This is a genomic window from Streptosporangium sp. NPDC006013 (assembly GCF_040614275.1).
In the GTDB taxonomy this organism is placed as follows: domain Bacteria; phylum Actinomycetota; class Actinomycetes; order Streptosporangiales; family Streptosporangiaceae; genus Streptosporangium.
Map to the genome: position 1 here is coordinate 1 of NZ_JBEXUE010000226.1, position 15,926 is coordinate 15,926.

At 65.2% G+C, this 15,926-nt stretch carries 18 protein-coding genes; 7 read left to right on the forward strand and 11 right to left on the reverse strand.

What is annotated here, in order from left to right; translation table 11 throughout:
- Positions 1–43: 43 nt before the first annotated feature.
- Both ABZ260_RS29380 and ABZ260_RS29385 read right to left on the reverse strand, forming a co-directional pair.
- Positions 44–691, reverse strand: a complete 648-nt coding sequence (locus ABZ260_RS29380) for an IS3 family transposase (RefSeq protein WP_355624299.1) — start codon at positions 689–691, stop codon at positions 44–46.
- Positions 688–975, reverse strand: coding sequence for a transposase (locus tag ABZ260_RS29385; RefSeq protein ID WP_355624302.1), 288 nt, complete (start codon positions 973–975; stop codon positions 688–690). Before ABZ260_RS29385 ends, ABZ260_RS29380 begins: the two co-directional genes overlap by 4 nt.
- Positions 976–1,315: 340 nt before the next feature.
- Here ABZ260_RS29385 and ABZ260_RS29390 point away from each other — a divergent pair, with 340 nt between their 5' ends.
- Entirely contained in the window at positions 1,316–1,936 is a 621-nt protein-coding gene (locus ABZ260_RS29390; RefSeq protein WP_355624305.1) for a DUF6461 domain-containing protein, read from the forward strand.
- A gap of 84 nt (positions 1,937–2,020) precedes the next feature.
- Here the strand turns inward: ABZ260_RS29390 and ABZ260_RS29395 are convergent, their stop codons facing one another.
- From ABZ260_RS29395 to ABZ260_RS29405, 3 genes are all read right to left on the reverse strand, one after another.
- Positions 2,021–2,608 carry a site-specific integrase gene (locus ABZ260_RS29395; protein WP_355624308.1) on the reverse strand — a complete coding sequence of 196 codons (588 nt, stop codon included), beginning with the start codon at positions 2,606–2,608 and terminating at the stop codon, positions 2,021–2,023.
- Positions 2,609–2,953: 345 nt separating this feature from the next.
- A complete protein-coding gene (locus ABZ260_RS29400; protein WP_355624311.1) occupies positions 2,954–3,565 on the reverse strand; it encodes a dihydrofolate reductase family protein in 612 nt (203 codons plus the stop codon).
- A gap of 59 nt (positions 3,566–3,624) precedes the next feature.
- A complete protein-coding gene (locus ABZ260_RS29405; protein ID WP_355624314.1) occupies positions 3,625–4,851 on the reverse strand; it encodes an MFS transporter in 1,227 nt (408 codons plus the stop codon).
- A gap of 47 nt (positions 4,852–4,898) precedes the next feature.
- On the opposite strand from ABZ260_RS29405, the gene ABZ260_RS29410 reads away from it, so the two are divergent.
- From ABZ260_RS29410 to ABZ260_RS29420, 3 genes are all read left to right on the forward strand, one after another.
- On the forward strand, positions 4,899–6,323 hold the full coding sequence (locus tag ABZ260_RS29410) for a PLP-dependent aminotransferase family protein (protein ID WP_355624317.1): 1,425 nt from the start codon (positions 4,899–4,901) through the stop codon (positions 6,321–6,323).
- 149 nt (positions 6,324–6,472) lie between these two features.
- Positions 6,473–6,721, forward strand: a complete 249-nt coding sequence (locus ABZ260_RS29415; RefSeq protein ID WP_355624320.1) for a helix-turn-helix domain-containing protein — start codon at positions 6,473–6,475, stop codon at positions 6,719–6,721.
- A gap of 240 nt (positions 6,722–6,961) precedes the next feature.
- Positions 6,962–7,852 carry a hypothetical protein gene (locus ABZ260_RS29420; RefSeq protein ID WP_355624323.1) on the forward strand — a complete coding sequence of 297 codons (891 nt, stop codon included), beginning with the start codon at positions 6,962–6,964 and terminating at the stop codon, positions 7,850–7,852.
- Between the two features lie 361 nt (positions 7,853–8,213).
- Here the strand turns inward: ABZ260_RS29420 and ABZ260_RS29425 are convergent, their stop codons facing one another.
- The 6 genes from ABZ260_RS29425 to ABZ260_RS29450 all read right to left on the reverse strand — a co-directional run bounded on the left by ABZ260_RS29425 (position 8,214) and on the right by ABZ260_RS29450 (position 13,095).
- Positions 8,214–8,828, reverse strand: coding sequence for a hypothetical protein (locus tag ABZ260_RS29425; protein ID WP_355624327.1), 615 nt, complete (start codon positions 8,826–8,828; stop codon positions 8,214–8,216).
- 37 nt (positions 8,829–8,865) lie between these two features.
- Entirely contained in the window at positions 8,866–9,198 is a 333-nt protein-coding gene (locus ABZ260_RS29430) for a hypothetical protein (RefSeq protein WP_355624329.1), read from the reverse strand.
- A 632-nt stretch (positions 9,199–9,830) separates the two neighbouring features.
- Positions 9,831–10,739: a hypothetical protein gene (locus tag ABZ260_RS29435; RefSeq protein ID WP_355624332.1), complete on the reverse strand. Its 909-nt coding sequence runs from the start codon at positions 10,737–10,739 to the stop codon at positions 9,831–9,833.
- Positions 10,740–11,790: 1,051 nt separating this feature from the next.
- Entirely contained in the window at positions 11,791–12,045 is a 255-nt protein-coding gene (locus ABZ260_RS29440) for a hypothetical protein (protein WP_355624335.1), read from the reverse strand.
- 285 nt (positions 12,046–12,330) lie between these two features.
- On the reverse strand, positions 12,331–12,687 hold the full coding sequence (locus ABZ260_RS29445) for a hypothetical protein (RefSeq protein ID WP_355624338.1): 357 nt from the start codon (positions 12,685–12,687) through the stop codon (positions 12,331–12,333).
- Between the two features lie 96 nt (positions 12,688–12,783).
- On the reverse strand, positions 12,784–13,095 hold the full coding sequence (locus ABZ260_RS29450) for a tyrosine-type recombinase/integrase (RefSeq protein ID WP_355624341.1): 312 nt from the start codon (positions 13,093–13,095) through the stop codon (positions 12,784–12,786).
- A 571-nt stretch (positions 13,096–13,666) separates the two neighbouring features.
- Here ABZ260_RS29450 and ABZ260_RS29455 point away from each other — a divergent pair.
- The 3 genes from ABZ260_RS29455 to ABZ260_RS29465 form a co-directional block, all read left to right on the forward strand.
- The gene (locus ABZ260_RS29455) at positions 13,667–14,518 is read left to right on the forward strand and encodes a hypothetical protein (protein ID WP_355624344.1); all 852 of its coding nucleotides are present in this window, start codon (positions 13,667–13,669) and stop codon (positions 14,516–14,518) included.
- Positions 14,519–14,717: 199 nt separating this feature from the next.
- Complete coding sequence (locus ABZ260_RS29460) at positions 14,718–15,014, forward strand: hypothetical protein (protein ID WP_355624347.1); 297 nt, start codon at positions 14,718–14,720, stop codon at positions 15,012–15,014.
- A 282-nt stretch (positions 15,015–15,296) separates the two neighbouring features.
- The coding region (locus tag ABZ260_RS29465; RefSeq protein ID WP_355624350.1) for an MFS transporter at positions 15,297–15,926 on the forward strand (630 nt) is incomplete at its 3' end.

The following is a 15,926-nucleotide window of genomic DNA, read 5'->3' on the forward strand; positions in this document are numbered from 1 at the left end:
CGCCCCCGTAAGACACTCGGCTGGCGCACTCCCGCAGAGGCGTTCAACGAGCACCTATGCTTGCTGGCAGGCAGTGTTGCAACGACTCCTTGAACCCAAGCTGACTTCCCTTGTCGCTGTGATGGATCACCCCGGAGCTGGGGCGGCGCTGGTGGATCGCCATCGCCAAGGCGTCGGTGACCAACTCGGTGCGCATGTGCTCGGCCATCGCCCAGCCGACGATCCTCCGGGAGAACACATCGAGCACGACCGCCAGGTAGAGGAAGCCCTGCCAGGTCGGCACATACGTGATGTCGGCGGTCCAGATCCGGTTCGGCTCGGCTGCGGTGAACTTCCGTTGCACCAGATCGTTCGCGGCGGCCCTGCCGTCACAGATCGTCGTTCGCGTGCCCTTGCGACGGCTCACCCCGGCCAGGCCGGCCGCGCGCATCAGCCGGGCCACTCTCTTGCGGCCGACACCGATGCCGTCGAGCTCGCGCAGGTCGGCATGGATGCGCGGCGCCCCATAGATCTCATCGGAGGCCGCATGGTGGCGGCGGATCTTCTCGGTCAGCTCCGCGTCCTGCCTGGCACGCCTCGACGGACCGCGCTTGGCCCAGGCGTAGTAGCCCTGGCGCGACACACCCAGCGCCCGGGCCGGCAGGGAGACGTCATGGTGGTCTTTCTCCGCATCGATCAGCCGAAACCTCATCTCGGCGAATCCGTCTCCCGCGCGAAGAAAACCGCGGCCTTACGCAAGATCTCCTTCTCCTCGCGGAGAATCCTGTTCTCGCGACGCAGTCTGGCCAGTTCGTCCTTCTCGGCGCTGGTCAGACCGTCGGCGCGGCGGCCGTCATCGAGGTCGGCCTGGCGCACCCAGACACGGATCGACTGCGCGGAGGGCTGGAACTCCTTGGCGAGTTCCTCCGGCGACCGTCCCGCGCGCACCAGCTCCACCATCTGCCGACGAAACTCCGGCGGATAGTTGTTCGGCACAGTGGACTCCTTCTTTTGGGAACCAGGGTTCCTCAGAGATCAGGTGTCCACCAAACCGGGTCAACTCCACCTTGCGCCCTTGAGCGCGTTCCCGGTCCTTCCGAATCTCGAAGTCCATCGCATCCCCTCAGCTGGGGTGTTGCGACGACCACTAGAACGGAAGTGATCCCGGAGGGCCTTTTCCGTGCCCGTACAGCAGCGAAATACAGCAACGGGATCTACCGCCTCCGTCGCCGCCCCTGACGGTGTGCCGGAGAGGCTGCTGATGAGCCCCTGTTCTGTCTCACCCGTCTGCGAAGATCCTGAGCTCCGCGTACCCGAAGTGACGGAGCCTCACGACATGAGCGATGAGCGGCCCACGGGCGCCGACATGTACCGCTACTACCGACGTCTTCTTAAGGACAACTGGTTAGAGACGGGCATCTGCTGGACCGTCGTCGTTTCTAACGACGGGGAACCACTCACGCTCGCCGAGATCGGGGAACGAGTGAGCGGCGGCGCGAACCATGAGATCTACGAGAAGGCACGCTTCGAGGACGACTACTCTGACGAGGCCGCCTGGGCGATGCTGGTGGGCCAATCCGGCCCGGTGACCGTGTTGTTCGAGTACAACGGCTGCCACGGCGTCTATCCGCCGACGCTTCCACGGCTCAGTGTCGGCGCCCGGGCCTACAGCGTCTACTGGAACGTGAACGCCAACAACCGCGTCGCCTTCGCCGCTGATGGAGAGCTGCTTCTGATGGTCGATGCCATGTACCCGGAGGAGTGGGCGCAAGAGCCGAATCTGGCGCGCTGGCCCGACCTGGCGGCCATGGCGCCGCACTTCAAATGGAGGAACGGGAAGAGCTGGCGAGCGGCGGCACTGGCGACGATCGAGCTGACCACAGGAGCCAGGCTGAGCCTGGACTGGTTTGACCAGGAGCGCCCTTATCTCACTTCCCAAGATCCTGCATCGGATTGAGCAGAGGTGGGGCCAAGTGGGATCAGACCAGGCGAGGAAGAAGGCCCTCAGAGTCCTTGAGGGCCTTCTTGCTGACTGCGGTCGTTAACCGTTGAGGCTGGCGTTCAATCGATCGAGTGCCTTACGCGTCTCAGGCGACGGGATCTGCGTGTAAACGTCCATGGTCATCGAGATCTGCGAGTGGCGCAGGATGCGCATCGCCACCCGGGGGTGGACGTCGAGGGCGGCCAGGAGCGAGGCACAGGTGTGCCGGGTGTCGTGGACGCGGATGCGCAGGACACCCGCGTTGCGGCATTGAACCTCGAAAGATCGGTTGAAGTTGCGCGGCTCGATGGGCGTGCCGTTCCGCGTGGTGAAGACGAGATCAGACTCCTTCCACTTCGTTCCGGCCGCCTTACAGGCGTCATCCTGGGTTCGCTGACGGTGCTTGAGCGCGGTGATGCACAGGCCGAGCAGCGGAAGCGACGCGGTGGAGTCGTCAGTTTTGGTGGTCTCGCGGTGGAGAAGCTCTCCTCTGACACGGTTGAGCTGGCGGGAGATCCACACTTGCTCTCCACCGAGGTCTACGCGGTCCCAGGCGAGCCCGAGCACCTCGCCGCCCTCCCAGTGGCCGATGTTGCCGGTGTGGTACTCGGGTTCGTGACCGATGGGGGTGATCTCGGGGACTGTCATGGCGGGAGAGTGGCGACCCGGTCCGACAGGGCCTTTGCACTGTGCGTGACCTTGCTAACGGAAGTGCTGACACCATCCTTGGACGCGAGTGGACACCTACAGAAGATGATCAAGAGTGAGATGGCTCTGAGCAGGACTTGCTGACACCTGTGGACGTCGGTGGACAGTCTCGAACTGGCTACGGATCTCAAGGTCAGGGGTTCGAGTCCTCTTGGCCGCGCCCAGCTCAAGGGCCACTTCCGATCACTAGAGGTGGCCTTTCTGATCTCCGTACAGCTCACGACGGATCAGCCGCGCTGCTCGGCGCGGCTGATGGGAGGCTCCGGGCGGGCTTGGGCCAGCCAGCTACCTCGCGACGCGGAATCGCAGGTGCGTCACGTGTGGTGACTCGATCAACCTATTTCGTTCCAGCTCGATGTGATGGGTGCCTAGGTGGTCGAACAGCCGGGTGCCTGAACCGAGCAGCACGGGCACCAGTTGAATCTGAATCTCGTCCACGAGCCCGGCCCTCACGAACTGCTGCGCGGTATTTGCCCCACCCATGATGAGGACGTTCTTGTCGCGCGCTGCCACTCGGGCCTGCCGAAGCGCGCTCTCGATGCCGTCAGTGACGAAGGTGAACGCTGCGCTTTTCATGACCAACTGTTCGCGGGCTTGATGGGTGAGCACGAAGCAGGGCACGGGGAACGGGGTGTCCCCCCACAACTCCACTCCCACGTCAAACGTGCGTCTGCCCACCACAACGGCTCCGGTCGATGCGAAAAGCTCCTGTGCGACCTGGGCGTCCACTCCGTTCGGTGATGTGCCGCCAGCGGCTACAGCCCGATCCGAACCGCTGTTGAACAGCCACTCGTGGAGCCGCTCGCCGCCTTCGCCCATGGGGTGCTCGACGGTCACATCGGGTCCGGCGCTGAAGCCGTCCACTGACACACTCATGTTCAGCATGACGTTTTCCATGAGGTTCTCCTTTTCGCTTGTTCCTTGCGGTATCAACAGGGGCGCGGCTGAAGCGACCGTCAAGCGATGTCGTCTTTCGACGCGGCCCTATGGTCGAGCCACGCGGGGGCCAGCGCGGTGAACAGCACGATGGCGGTGATGGCGAATCCCACGGGGTAGCCCATCGGCACGGTCAGGAGGCCGAACGCGACTGCCCCGACGCCCATCCCGCCGTCGTAGGCGAGGTTCCACAGCGCGCTTACCCGACCAAAGTCGGACTCGGGGGCGCGCTCGAACATCAGTGTCAGCGTCACGTTCTGGGCCAGGCCGAACCCGAGCCCGAACAGCCCCATGCCGACCATCACCGCGACCGGGCTGCCCACCCAGACGAGCACGGCCGTGCCAACGGTGGCCGCGAGCACTGCGGGGACGAGTAAGCGGGCAGCGCTATGACGGTCGCCGTACCAGCCCGCGCCCCAGCGTGCGAGCGGAGCAGCGCAGGACTGCACGAGAAGAGCCCCCGTGGCCACCTGATGCGACTCGGCCGGTACGGCCATGGGGAGGAAGGTCAGCAGGGCGCCGGCCGCCAGTGTCACGGTGGCGAAGATGACCGTCGGCCTGGCGAGCCCACGGATACGAAAGGCGCCGAGAACGCTGCCGTGCTCGATCCGAGCCGACCGGGCCGGCAGGCCGGGTACGGCGGCCAACCCGAGCAACGACAGCGCCGCCCCGGTGATGAACACCGGCCCGTACCCGACGTTCCCGACCAGCCACAGACCCAACGGCAGGCACGCGATGGACGGGACCCCGACGGCTACGCCGTACAACCCCAGCCCCTCGCCGCGGCGATCGGTCGGCACGAGTTCGGCGACGAGGGCCGCGCCGGCCACAACGACAATGCCGAGCCCTGCGCCACGCACTAAGCAGACACCCAGCACCAACGGCAGTGAGGAGGATGTCACCAGTACCGACGCAGGCGCCCCGAGCAGAAGCAGGCCTGCGGCCATCACGGCGCGGTACCCGTACCTGCGCAGCAGGCCCGGCACTGCGAACTCCATCAGCACGGTCCCCAGCATCAGTGCGCCGGTGGACATGCCCGCGCCCACGCCGCCCGCCCCGGCCGTGGCCACATACAGGGGGACGACCGACATCAGCAGATAGAAGCTCCCGGGAGAACACACCGACATGATCAGCAACAGAACCATCGGACGGGTCAGGATCGGTTGCCGATCCACGCCATCCCCGAGACGAATCTCGCTCCTGCCCACCGAAGCTTTCCTACCGGCGGTGACTTCCTGATGATCCATAAGCCGACCGTAGGACGGGATCCGGTTCAGCAGTAAGGTCCAGTTTCATGCTGATCGACTGGACCGGTTCCGGACCACAGCTCCTGTTGCAGGTCGACCGAAACCGACCTGAACCCCTACGCGACCAACTCGAACGCGCATTGCGGGAGGCCATCCGCGCCGGTCGGCTCGCTGCCGGAGAGCGACTCCCCTCATCCCGTGCCCTCTCCCGCGACCTCGGCATCTCTCGCGGCCTGGTGACCGAGTGCTATGCGCAACTGCAGGCAGAGGGCTATCTGGTCAGCCGCGGCGGCTCGGCCACCCGGGTTGCCGCCACCGCGCGTCCGTACACGGCCGCGCTTCCGCCATCCACAGCCATCGAGCCTGCCAGAATCGACTTCCGACCCGGCGTACCCGACCTGTCGAGCTTCCCGCGCGAGTACTGGAGCGGTGCCCTTCGCCGTGCCTGCCGCGACGCGCCCAGCGACCTGCTCGGCTGCCCCGACCCGCACGGCGATCCGACACTGCGCGACGTGCTCGCCGCCTATCTACGGCGAGTCCGCGGGGCCGGCACCGACCCCGGACACACCGTCATCTGCGCGGGCTACGCACAAGGGCTCCAGCTCGTCCTGCGGGCCCTGGCGGGCCAGGGCGTACGCGTCGTGGCCTTCGAGGACCCCGGCGACCCCGACCACCGCACCATCGCCGCGATGCTGGGCCTCGACGTCATCGCCGTCCCGGTCGACGAGCGCGGCATCGACACCGACGCACTCGCTGCCACTGATGCACGCGCCGTCGTGCTCACACCCGCCCACCAATCGCCCACCGGCGTCGTGCTCGCCCCTGACAGGCGACAAGCCCTGATCAACTGGGCCACGGCACGGACCGCGACGATCATCGAGGACGACTACGACGCCGAGTTCCGCTACGACCGCGAACCCGTCGGCGCGCTACAGGGCCTCGCCCCAGACCGGGTCGCGCTCCTCGGCTCCGTCAGCAAGTCACTCGCGCCGGCCCTGCGACTCGGCTGGATTCTCAGCCCACCTCACCTGACTCTCGATGTCGCCCGCTACAAGCAGCTCGCCGACCGCGGCTCACCGGTCATCGACCAACTCGCGCTCGCCGACCTGCTGAAGTCCGGCCGCTACGATCGTCACCTGCGCCATATGCGGCAGCGCTACGCCGCCCGCCGCACCGCCCTCCTCGAAGCGATCCAACGACACGCACCCGGCCTCGAACTGCGCGGGCTGGCCGCCGGGTTCCATACCGTCGCCCAGTTACCAACCGGTGCCGACGAGCGTGCCATAGTCGCGGCCGCACGCCGCCGGTCCGTCGGACTGTACGGAATGAGCACCTACCGCATGGACCAGCACCCATGGCCCCCACAGCTCGTACTCGGATTCGGCAACCTGACCACAGCCGCCATCTCCGACGGCATCGAGACCATCGCCGACCTGCTACAGCCACGCCGAGTGAGCCAGAGACCCGCCTGAGCCCCTCGACGACCGGGCAGGTGTGGGCCTACACCCGCGTCTCGACCCGTGACCAGAATTCCCAGCTCCAGCTCGCCTGGGCTTGATTCGGTTTGACGGACATACGAGATCAGGGGTTCGTCCCCGGAAGGATGTCCATCATGGGGAGCATGGGGAAGAAGAAGCCTCGGCCTCGCCGTTCGTTCACGCCGGAGTTCAAGGCCGAGATCGTCGAGTTGTGTCGGCGGGGTGACCGGTCGATCAGGCAGGTGGCCGCGGACTTCGATCTGACCGAGACCGCGGTGCGCGACCGGGTGCGCCAAGCTGACCTCGACGCCCTGGCCGCCCGACTGAACAACCGCCCCCGCAAGTGCCTCGGCTACCGAACCCCGGCCCAATGTGTTGCCTTGACTCTTTGAATCTAAGTCCTGGTACGCCCACCAGGGTTCGCCGTGAACTGTCTGAGGCCGTGACGATCGCCGACTCCGATGCTCACCGCGTGCGTGGCCGGGGCGATCGACTGTCGCGGACCGACTTCGTCGGTCCTTGCCACCGGATGAGGGGGCTGGTCGAGTGCTTCCCCAGGAGAAGATCGTCAGAACCCGGAAAGCCAAGCGGAGGCGTCGGGCGTTGGCTGACCATGGGGTGGAGGAGGTCTCATGCGAAGAATGATCGCGTACCTATCCCTGGTGCTGCTCCTGTCCTCCTGCGGCGGGGTCTCTCAGGTCTTACGCGGCGGGTCCCACGGCGCCTCGGCTGACGAGTTCGAGGATCGTGCCCGGGAGGTGGCGGAGCGCTGGCAGGGCTCGGCCGACGACCGCGCCTGGCGCAAAGGGTTCGTCGCACTGGAAGTGCTGAACCCACAAGGATGGGCTCACGTGGGCCGGATCCCGGCCTGGGTGAACAGAAGCTCGCACAACGGCGCCTGGCGATTGGCAGCCAAGCTGCCCGAGGACTCCCCGGACCGCGCTGACGTGCGATGGCCGGACGGCGAGGTCTCGCAGGCGCCGCTCATCACAGCGGCGAGCGCGTACGCGGAGTTCAGCAGACCGGCCAACCTCATCGAAGAGGAGTGCCCGGCCAAGGGATGCCGCCCGCTCCGGGTGACCGGCGCCAGACTGGGCAAGGTCCCGCTGGAGACCAGCCGTGGCACGATCCAGGTGCCTGCCTGGGTGTTCACCGTCGAGGGAGTCGAGCAGAAGAAGGTCCATGTGGCGGTCGACCCCTCGGCCGTCACCGCCCGCCCCGGGTGGGTGCAGGGGGATGTTGAAGAGGTGATGGCGTTCGACCTTGTCGCCGGCAAGCCGAACGAACTGCTTCTCCGGTACGGCTACGGCGCCTGCGACACCATTCACGGGGCACGCGTTTACGAGACCAACCGACTGGTGGTGGTCGACGTGGACGAGAGAAGATCCGACTCTGTTGAGGCGTGCCCGGCCATCCTCAAGACAGCTACGATCACCGTCACGCTGGCGCGACCACTCGGCGACCGCCTCGTGCTCGACTCCGGCATCGGGCTACCGGTGCTGCGAGGACTGAGCAGGCGCTGACGGCCCGGCGACCGTATGCGGCGCTGCAGAGATGCGCAGGCTGTGCAGCAGCGCCATACAGCAACATCGTCTTACACGATCACACGCCACCGACCCGCAACCACCGCCTGACCAGGCCGGAACGCCGCTGACGAGGCATCTGCCTTTCCCTACGGATCAGAAGGTTGGGGTTTCGAGTACCTCCGGCCGCACACATGCAAGAAGGCCCCTGAGCAGGCATTACGCCATCGGGGGCCTTCTTGGTTGCTTGATCGTTCGAGCTTCTTGCTAACACCCTTGCTAACAGGGGGTTCCACTGCTCTCCGATCTCTCACACGGAGTGAGCGCGCCGCCATAGATCGGTCAGGCTGTGTCCATCCGCTCACAGATGCCGATAAGTCTTGTATTTCCCAGTGAGCGAGGATGCGGCGGCCTCCGCGATATCTTCCCGGGAGCCTGCGGCGCAGGTGGTGAGGAAGGCGTGCACGGGCTGTCCCTGCCAGCCCGCCGCCGCCACGGCAGGCCAGAAACGGAGTCCGTCCTCAGGTAGCCGAGGAGCCAGAAAATCGAGGATTCGTCCGATGATCTTGTTGTCGGGAACCATGTGCAGCATCGCCATCGCACGGAAAGCCCCGTCGATGAGCCGGTCGTTGCCGGTGTTGAAGCACCAAAGAATTGGGGTGGAGTCGTCCTCCTGGTCCAACCGAACGAGCGCATCCCCGATCGCTGTATGGACCATGGTGGCCTTGAAGGGGTAACGCGCGAGTTCGTAGAGGTACGGCACCGACGCCCGATGGTCGCAGGCACCGAGCGCCATCACCAGGTGGTAGAGGGTCTCCCAAGCCTGAGGACCCCCGGTTTCGCGCCGCAACGCTTCCAGCAACGCCGGCCCCGCCGCTGGATCGGCGAGTTTTCGCAGCCGCTTGGCTCCCGACTGCCGACGCGCTGCCGCGCGATCGGCAAGTCGTTCGACCGCCTCGCCAAAGGTGAGCGCCACTGATTCTCCTTCACCAGTCGGTCAGCCGGCAGATCCGTTATTCGTCCCCGCCCTCATAGCACCATTCCTCAATCACCCACGGCGCAGACCGTGAAGGCCTTCGAGCCGCGTAGCCGCAGGGCATGGTGGCGATGTCCGCCACAGTGGGGTCGCGGTCCACCACGTGCTGCACATGGCTGAGGGCCGAGGCCGCGGGATCGCTCGCGTCGGTGACCCCGTCCCCAATCAGCCAGTCGTTCTCGTCATCATGGATCACTACGAGTGCAGGAAGCTCGCCACTCGACACCGTGCGTTGAACGACGGCTCCCAGCTCAAGGGGAAATTTCCCGTCAGGGAAAGGGAACGGCATGTTCCTGACAAGCTGACTCATGGCAGGCAGTTTGCCATCCAGGTCTGACAGTCCCGACCGAGGTAATCGGAAGCATTCGGTGGCGATCGCGGTTGCGTCCACGGACGCGATGTGCAGCAGAGCCGAACAGCAACACCGATTTCATGATTACAGGCCACCAGTCCATAGCCACCGATTGTGCGGCGCCGCTGACAAAGTGGCCCTTCCAAAACGCTCTTCACCCTGGACGACGTAGAGAAGCTGATCGCCGAATGTGACGCGCTCCGCCAGCAACTGAAAGAGCTTCGCTCGTCGGGCCATTAGCGGGCCATTAGCCAGGGTGACGAGGGGGCAATCACGGTCACTCACGGCCGGGCGAACGCCCAGCTCAGCCGTCCCACCTGCCGTGATCGATGCACTTCCCAAGCTGACAGCGCGGGTTCGGTTCCCGTCGCCGATTACACGCACGAAGGACCAGGTCAGGAGAGGTCTTCGTCTCCAAGCATCTTTGATCTTCACATGCCGCTTGGGTCGGCCTCCGTGGGTGGAGGTGATGTCCAAGCGGTTGTCCGAGGTCATGGGAAGAGCGCCGAGTACTCTCTGGTCATGGTCGCCGAGGCGGCGTTGGAGGTTTCACATGTCGAGGTGCAGCCTTGGACGGGAGGCGCTTCGGGTCAGGCCCCGGTCGTGGGATCCGATGGCGGTTCAGCGCTGCTGGTGTGAAGCGTAAGGCCGCCACCGTTCACGGGCCGGAACCCCAGTCTATGGAGTTCGGGATCGTCGATCGCGGTGACCACGTGCAGGGCACCGGCCTCGGCTGCCTCGCAGACCGTGAGACGTACCAGCGCATCGCGTACCTCCGATGGGACGCCGGGCTGGATGTGCACCAGGTCGAGACGGACGGTGGTGTGCTGCTTGTCCTCCCAGGACGCGGCTGCATGACCGATAAAAGGTCTCCCGCGGGCGTTGTCGATGCGAGCCTGAAGCCAGCAGGCCAGCTTTGCCTCGACGATCAGCTGCCTGGGAATGGCGACGTCCATCCCCGCCTCGGCCAACCAGGAGCCGGCCTCGGACGCAGGCGGGGAAACCGATGTCGACGGCGATCCCAGACTGAAAGTGAAGTAGGCCCTCTTCCGGAAACCCCTCGGCGGCGGCACGGGGGAGAGCACGACGTCGTCGAGTGGGACCGAACTGATGAAGAACCCGGCGGGGCAGACGTCTGGAGCGTCGTGGGTGTCCAACACGATGTAGCCATCTCGGATCATCCGGCGGCTTCGACGAACCAGCCCGGTCGCGAGTTCCTCGGCGAGGCGAGCTGCGACGTCTGCGGCCCATTCAACCGCCGAGGTCACCGGCAGGCCAGTCCACGAACTCTCCGGCGCCGTCGGGAACTCGACCTTGATGGCGTACATGTTCGGATCTCGCCGCCAGCGGAAGATCACTAACATGCTGTCGGGCTCCGCCATGACATCGACGGCAGAGTACCCGTCCGTCACGGCGCCCGCACGTAGCAAGCACGTCCTGACCGCTCTGAGGACCTCCTGCCGGGACCACTCAATCGCCACATGTCCAGACTCCCACACCCTTCCCCAATCGGATCGGGACTTGTCGCTGAAGATCGTGGGGGTCTTCCTGCCGAAGGGAGAACGGTTCCGTGAGCCACCAGGCTCCTGCCAGAGGCGCGGGTGATGGGCACGATCCGGATACGCCTTGAGCGCGAGGGCGTCAGCGAAGCGGGTGCGGTCGTCGCCGATCTCAGCCAGGACGCGGGCTCCGGTCGGTTTGGTCCTGGGAGCCAACTTGGGAGCCAACAAGCCGGACGACCTCGTACCGAGCTGGACTGATACGGACAGGCGGCTCGTGTGCGACCTGCGTGGTGAACGCGTCTGAACGCCTTTGGACCTCGTTTGGGGACCTACGGATCTCAAAGTCAGGCTGAGTCTTACTTCCGGCCGCACAGTGCGGAGGCCTAGGTCATCATCGCGATGACCTGGGCTTTTTCGTGTTCTGGATCAGGTGCCGGTGTCCGGCTGATCTTTCCCAATGGGTTCCCGCGCTCTGGGGCGCAGAACGTCACTGATCCGGCGCATGGCGATCTCGTCATGCGCTACGAGGCACTTCTCGTAGGTGCGATGCAGGACCTCCACGCTGTTGCCTGCCCACTCGGCCACCTGCTTCGGCGAGACGCCGGCGTTGAGCCAGGTGGACAGGCAGGCGTGCCGAAGGTCGTACGGGCGCCGGGCCAGTGGCGAGGAGTCTCAGGACCAGCTCTCGGGCCTTCTGCCAGATACGGAGGACTGTGCTCTTTGCGAGCACGTCCCCGCGCGTTCCGTAGAACAGGCGTCCTCCAGGGTCGGCGCCCCGCGCGATGGCAATACATGTTTTCGGTGAACCCGGTAACGGCTCTACCGTGCCCCGGTACGGCTCCACTGTGCTCAGGCAGATGAGAAAGCGGTCCGTATTTTTTTGGAGCGGTGCGAAGGGTGCTAGTGGCGCGAACCAAGAATTCACAAAGCAGGATGATCAGGTTTTCAAGGAGTCTGGAAACACCTCACGGAGTGGCCCCGTACAAACCGGGGCACGTCAGCACAGGGGAAACAACGCTGTCGGCCGGGGCAACGTGGCCACCTTCCGTCAGACGGCCCGGCGTCCGCTGTCAGCGATCCTCAGACATCCGTGATCTTCAGAAAGGCATCGCTCATGCAAATCGAAAAGGCCAAAATCGTTGAGCTCCTCCGGTCCCGCGGCGACAACGCCCTGGCGCAGCAAGCCGACAAGAGCCTGCCCCCGCAGATCGATACCGACCAGCACGCGGAACAGCTGTCCAAGCTCGGTTTGAACCCTCAAGACCTTCTCAGCAAGCTTGGTGGCCTCGGCGGCCTCGGTCAATAACCCTGGGGCTAGGGGCGCGGGGCAGCTCGATAGCATGATCGCTCTTCAATGTGACCCCACGCCAACTCGATACGCCTCTGGTCTTCGGGCCAACGCCTGGTCAACAGCATGACGTGAGGATGTTGGATCTTCCTTTATGGATCAGAAGGTCGGGGTTTCGAGTACCTCTGGCCGCACATATGCAAGAAGGCCCCTGAACAGGCATTACGCCGTCAGGGGCCTTCTTGGTTGCTTGATCGTTCGAGCTTCTTGCTAACACCCTTGCTGACAGGTCGGCTCCCATCACCCTTCGAGCGTCGTCACTATGAGGTGTTGGAGTATGCCGCCGGCCAGGATGGCGACTGCACCGGCTAGCCACATCGGCGCATGATCTTTCCCTCTGGACAGCAGCAGGGCTCCCCGATCGTGTGGTCTCTGTATGTCCACTTGAACGATATGAACGACCAGTGCGAGCAACACTGACAACACGGTGTAGGCGTCGAGGCTCACCCTGGTATCCCAGATCATGACTACATTCACGATCAGTCCGAGAAGACCGGCGCCGGCAATGAGTACTCTGCCCCTCTTCGGTACATCGAGGCGAGCGGCGTTCATCAGCGCGATGACGGTGACGGCGGCAACCCCGCCGAGGATGGCCACGTATCCCTGCGACTGAAGCCGCCACGGCCGGGGGCGTTCAGCCACCACCGGTGGCTGAGACGGCAAATCCGTGGACACCACAGGAACAACCTCCAATCATGGTTGCGGTGAGCGAGTTGACCGTGTCGGGATGGATCGGCTCACCCCAGCCGGTCGTGAACACGTGGTCGCTCGTTCCCTTCCACTCCTGTCGGCAGCCTGCTTGCTCCGCTGCGCCTTCAGGACCCTGATCGTTCCGTCGTCGAGGCTGACGATGCGCTTCCGGCCGCTCTTGGTGGTTCCCTCGATCCGCTCGCCGTCGACGAACGCGGCCGAGCCGGTGATGGTGACCTGCTTGCCGTCGAGGTCGACGTCTGACCAACGCAGGTTGAGCAACTCCCCGCGCCGGGCGCCCGGGTAAGCGGCCACTTGGCGGAGGGGGCTTGCTTCCGGAAAGTGGTCGCGATGACGAACATCGCTGCGACGAGCAGGTGCCACCGGATCATCATGGTCGCGTCCAGGTGGAGTTCGTCTCCGAGGGTTGCGCCGTCCAGGAGAATGAGAACCGCCACGAATCCTTCGAAGGCGGCGAGGGCGAGGAGCGCTCCGTTCCCGGCTCTCGCCAGTGGATCGACTCGGGCGACGGTAGCGGACAGGCGTCATGGTTCCGGAAGAGCGGTGACAGCGGCACCGACAGTAACGCCCCCACTCGCGAGCACACTCATGCCGCCGTCCACACCCCGCTGACCGCGGTTCTCGACATCCGAACTGCGCGATCGGCCCACCTGAAAATCGGAGGGTCATGCCGCCGGTGGCGCTGAGGTGGGGCCTGCCCACCTCGCCTGCCGTTTCTTCCTGGCGTTCTCATGGGTTTGTCCTGGATCCGCCGATGCTCCCGGAGCACCGGGGCGCATGGTCCGGGCAACGGAAGAGAGTCCTCCGTCTCGGTCACCCTCGCGGCGGATGCCGGGAAGCGTCGTCTCACCGGACTCTGGGGCGCATGAACGACGATGTCTACTTGGATAACGACTGGCGTGCCCTGTACGAGAACACCCTCAGCCACGGAGGTGAGAACGCCGGGCTGGTCGATGAGCTGCGACGGTGGCTGGACGAGCATCCGGCGTACGTGGCGGAAGTACAGGAGGCGGGCCGGCCGGAAAGTCACCTGATCCCCCTGGGGGCACCTCCCAAGTGGGGCTACAGCCCGCTGGTACGGCTGTACGCGGTGAGCCGCATCCTCGACCTGCTCATCCTGAACTACCAGGATCCCGCGGACGATCCGGCAGCGGCCCCGGACGCGTGGTACCCGCCGGTCGGCGTCTATCCCGCCTTCTGCGAGGCGCTGGGCGCGGACCGGATCGGCCGGCGGGGGTTCCACCCGTTCTTCCACGAGATCGTCGAGGTACGGCAGGCCGGTGACCCCGGAGAGCCGCCCTCGATCGTTGAGGAGCGCTGGCCCGGCTACATGATGGGCTCGATGCTGCTGACGCGGGCCGGGGTGGTCGTCACCGCCGGGGCGAGACATCTGATCGCGGGGGTCGCAGACCGATCCACCCTGTACTGGACCTTCTGGCGCCGGTCACGATCCACCAACGACCCCTCGCACGGGTGGGGACACAACTCGCAGTGGGCGACCGACTTCCGCCGCGACTACCTGATCGACGACCGGTTGCACTACAACGTGGACGCGGTCCTGGATCCGAGTGACTACGAGGAGGGAGACGACGAGGAGGACCTCGACCCGGCGTCGATGACCGAGCTTGTCCGGTACCGATGCAGCACCATCGTCGATCACGGCGATGACCAGTACCCCTACAACGATCACCATGTCGAACCGGCCCCCGCGGACTGACCCGACGTAGGCATCCTGGCTCTACCGGAAGGCATGGAACCGATGAAGTGAACCCCGTCCCGGTTGCCTTCACGGAAGGGGGCGCAGCGGTCCATACAGCAACACCGTCTTACGCGATCTGAGCAGGGCGAGACGCCGCTGACGAGGCATCCGCCCTTCCCTGCGGATTAGCGGGTTACCCGGACCAAGGGGCAGGACCTTGCTTCAGGACGTGGACCTCGGTTTCCTCGACCGGCTCGTCTCTCCGGAGACTGAGGCGATCGTCGAGGCCACGGCGAACTCACTGGTGACCACGAGGCATCTCATCGACCTGTTCAGCGGGGACGGTCAGCTCATCGACGGAGAGCCGGTGGGCTACGGCGACAGTCCGTCGGCGCCGGAGGTGAGAATCCGAGCGTTCGACAGCGGCCGCTGGGATGTGCGGACGGACAGCCCTGAGCTGCTGGAAAAGATCATCATGCTCTATTCCGACGCGCACGAGCTTCCCGAGTGGTGAATCCGCGAGACTCACCACGAAAAGTCTCCCAGGAGGATCCTGGAAGACCTTCGTCGGTGTCGATCGACAGCGATTCGGGTGCTCCTTCGCGTGATCTGAAGATCGTCGTCCGCCGGTGAAAACTGGGTGACATTTCACACCACTTGCCGGAATGCTGGGGACGGGCGATGAGTTTTGTCGGTGGTGCCGGTCATTCTTTGCATGGCCACAACTTCTTGTGAGACCCAAGGCTGAGACACCAGCCATGACCACGTCATGTCCGACAACCCCGATTGAGGTGCCGTGCCCAGCCCACAGCTCGATTCACCCGCCAAGCCCGCGACCGCCGTTTCAGGTCGCACCCCGGCCGTGATCCGGCTGCTGGTGCTCGCCACATTCGTGGTCATCCTCAACGAGACGATCATGATCAACGCGATCCCGCGGCTGATGAGCGCGCTGCACATCACCGAGCAGACCGCGCAGTGGCTCTCGACCGCCTTCATGCTGACCATGGCCGCTGTCATCCCGATCACCGGATGGTTCCTGCAGCGGGTGTCCACCCGCAGCGCGTACACCACCGCGATGGGCCTGTTCCTGCTCGGCACGGCGTTGGCCGCCGTCGCGCCGTCGTTCGAGGTGCTGCTGGGCGCCCGCATCATCCAGGCGTCCGGGACGGCTGTGATGATGCCGCTGCTGATGACCACGCTGATGCAGGTGGTGCCCGAGACGGACCGGGGCCGGGTGATGGGCAACGTCTCCCTGGCCATCTCGGTCGCGCCCGCCATGGGCCCGACGGTCTCGGGGGTGATCCTCCAATTCGGGTCCTGGCGGCTGCTGTTCGCCGTGGTGCTCCCCATCGCCGCCGTGATCACCTGGCGCGGCCTGAAGCAGCTCAAGAACGTCGGAGAGCCCCAGTTCAGCACCATCGACTGG

What these genes read in the sequence shown, in the direction of transcription:
- ABZ260_RS29380 (WP_355624299.1), bottom strand. Translation starts at nt 691, where the DNA reads ATGAGGTTTCGGCTGATCGATGCGGAGAAAGACCACCATGACGTCTCC.
- ABZ260_RS29400 (WP_355624311.1), bottom strand. Translation starts at nt 3,565, where the DNA reads ATGGAAAACGTCATGCTGAACATGAGTGTGTCAGTGGACGGCTTCAGC.
- ABZ260_RS29420 (WP_355624323.1), top strand. Translation starts at nt 6,962, where the DNA reads ATGCGAAGAATGATCGCGTACCTATCCCTGGTGCTGCTCCTGTCCTCC.
- ABZ260_RS29390 (WP_355624305.1), top strand. Translation starts at nt 1,316, where the DNA reads ATGAGCGATGAGCGGCCCACGGGCGCCGACATGTACCGCTACTACCGA.
- ABZ260_RS29395 (WP_355624308.1), bottom strand. Translation starts at nt 2,608, where the DNA reads ATGACAGTCCCCGAGATCACCCCCATCGGTCACGAACCCGAGTACCAC.
- ABZ260_RS29405 (WP_355624314.1), bottom strand. Translation starts at nt 4,851, where the DNA reads ATGGATCATCAGGAAGTCACCGCCGGTAGGAAAGCTTCGGTGGGCAGG.
- ABZ260_RS29430 (WP_355624329.1), bottom strand. Translation starts at nt 9,198, where the DNA reads ATGAGTCAGCTTGTCAGGAACATGCCGTTCCCTTTCCCTGACGGGAAA.
- ABZ260_RS29415 (WP_355624320.1), top strand. Translation starts at nt 6,473, where the DNA reads ATGGGGAAGAAGAAGCCTCGGCCTCGCCGTTCGTTCACGCCGGAGTTC.
- ABZ260_RS29410 (WP_355624317.1), top strand. Translation starts at nt 4,899, where the DNA reads ATGCTGATCGACTGGACCGGTTCCGGACCACAGCTCCTGTTGCAGGTC.
- ABZ260_RS29455 (WP_355624344.1), top strand. Translation starts at nt 13,667, where the DNA reads ATGAACGACGATGTCTACTTGGATAACGACTGGCGTGCCCTGTACGAG.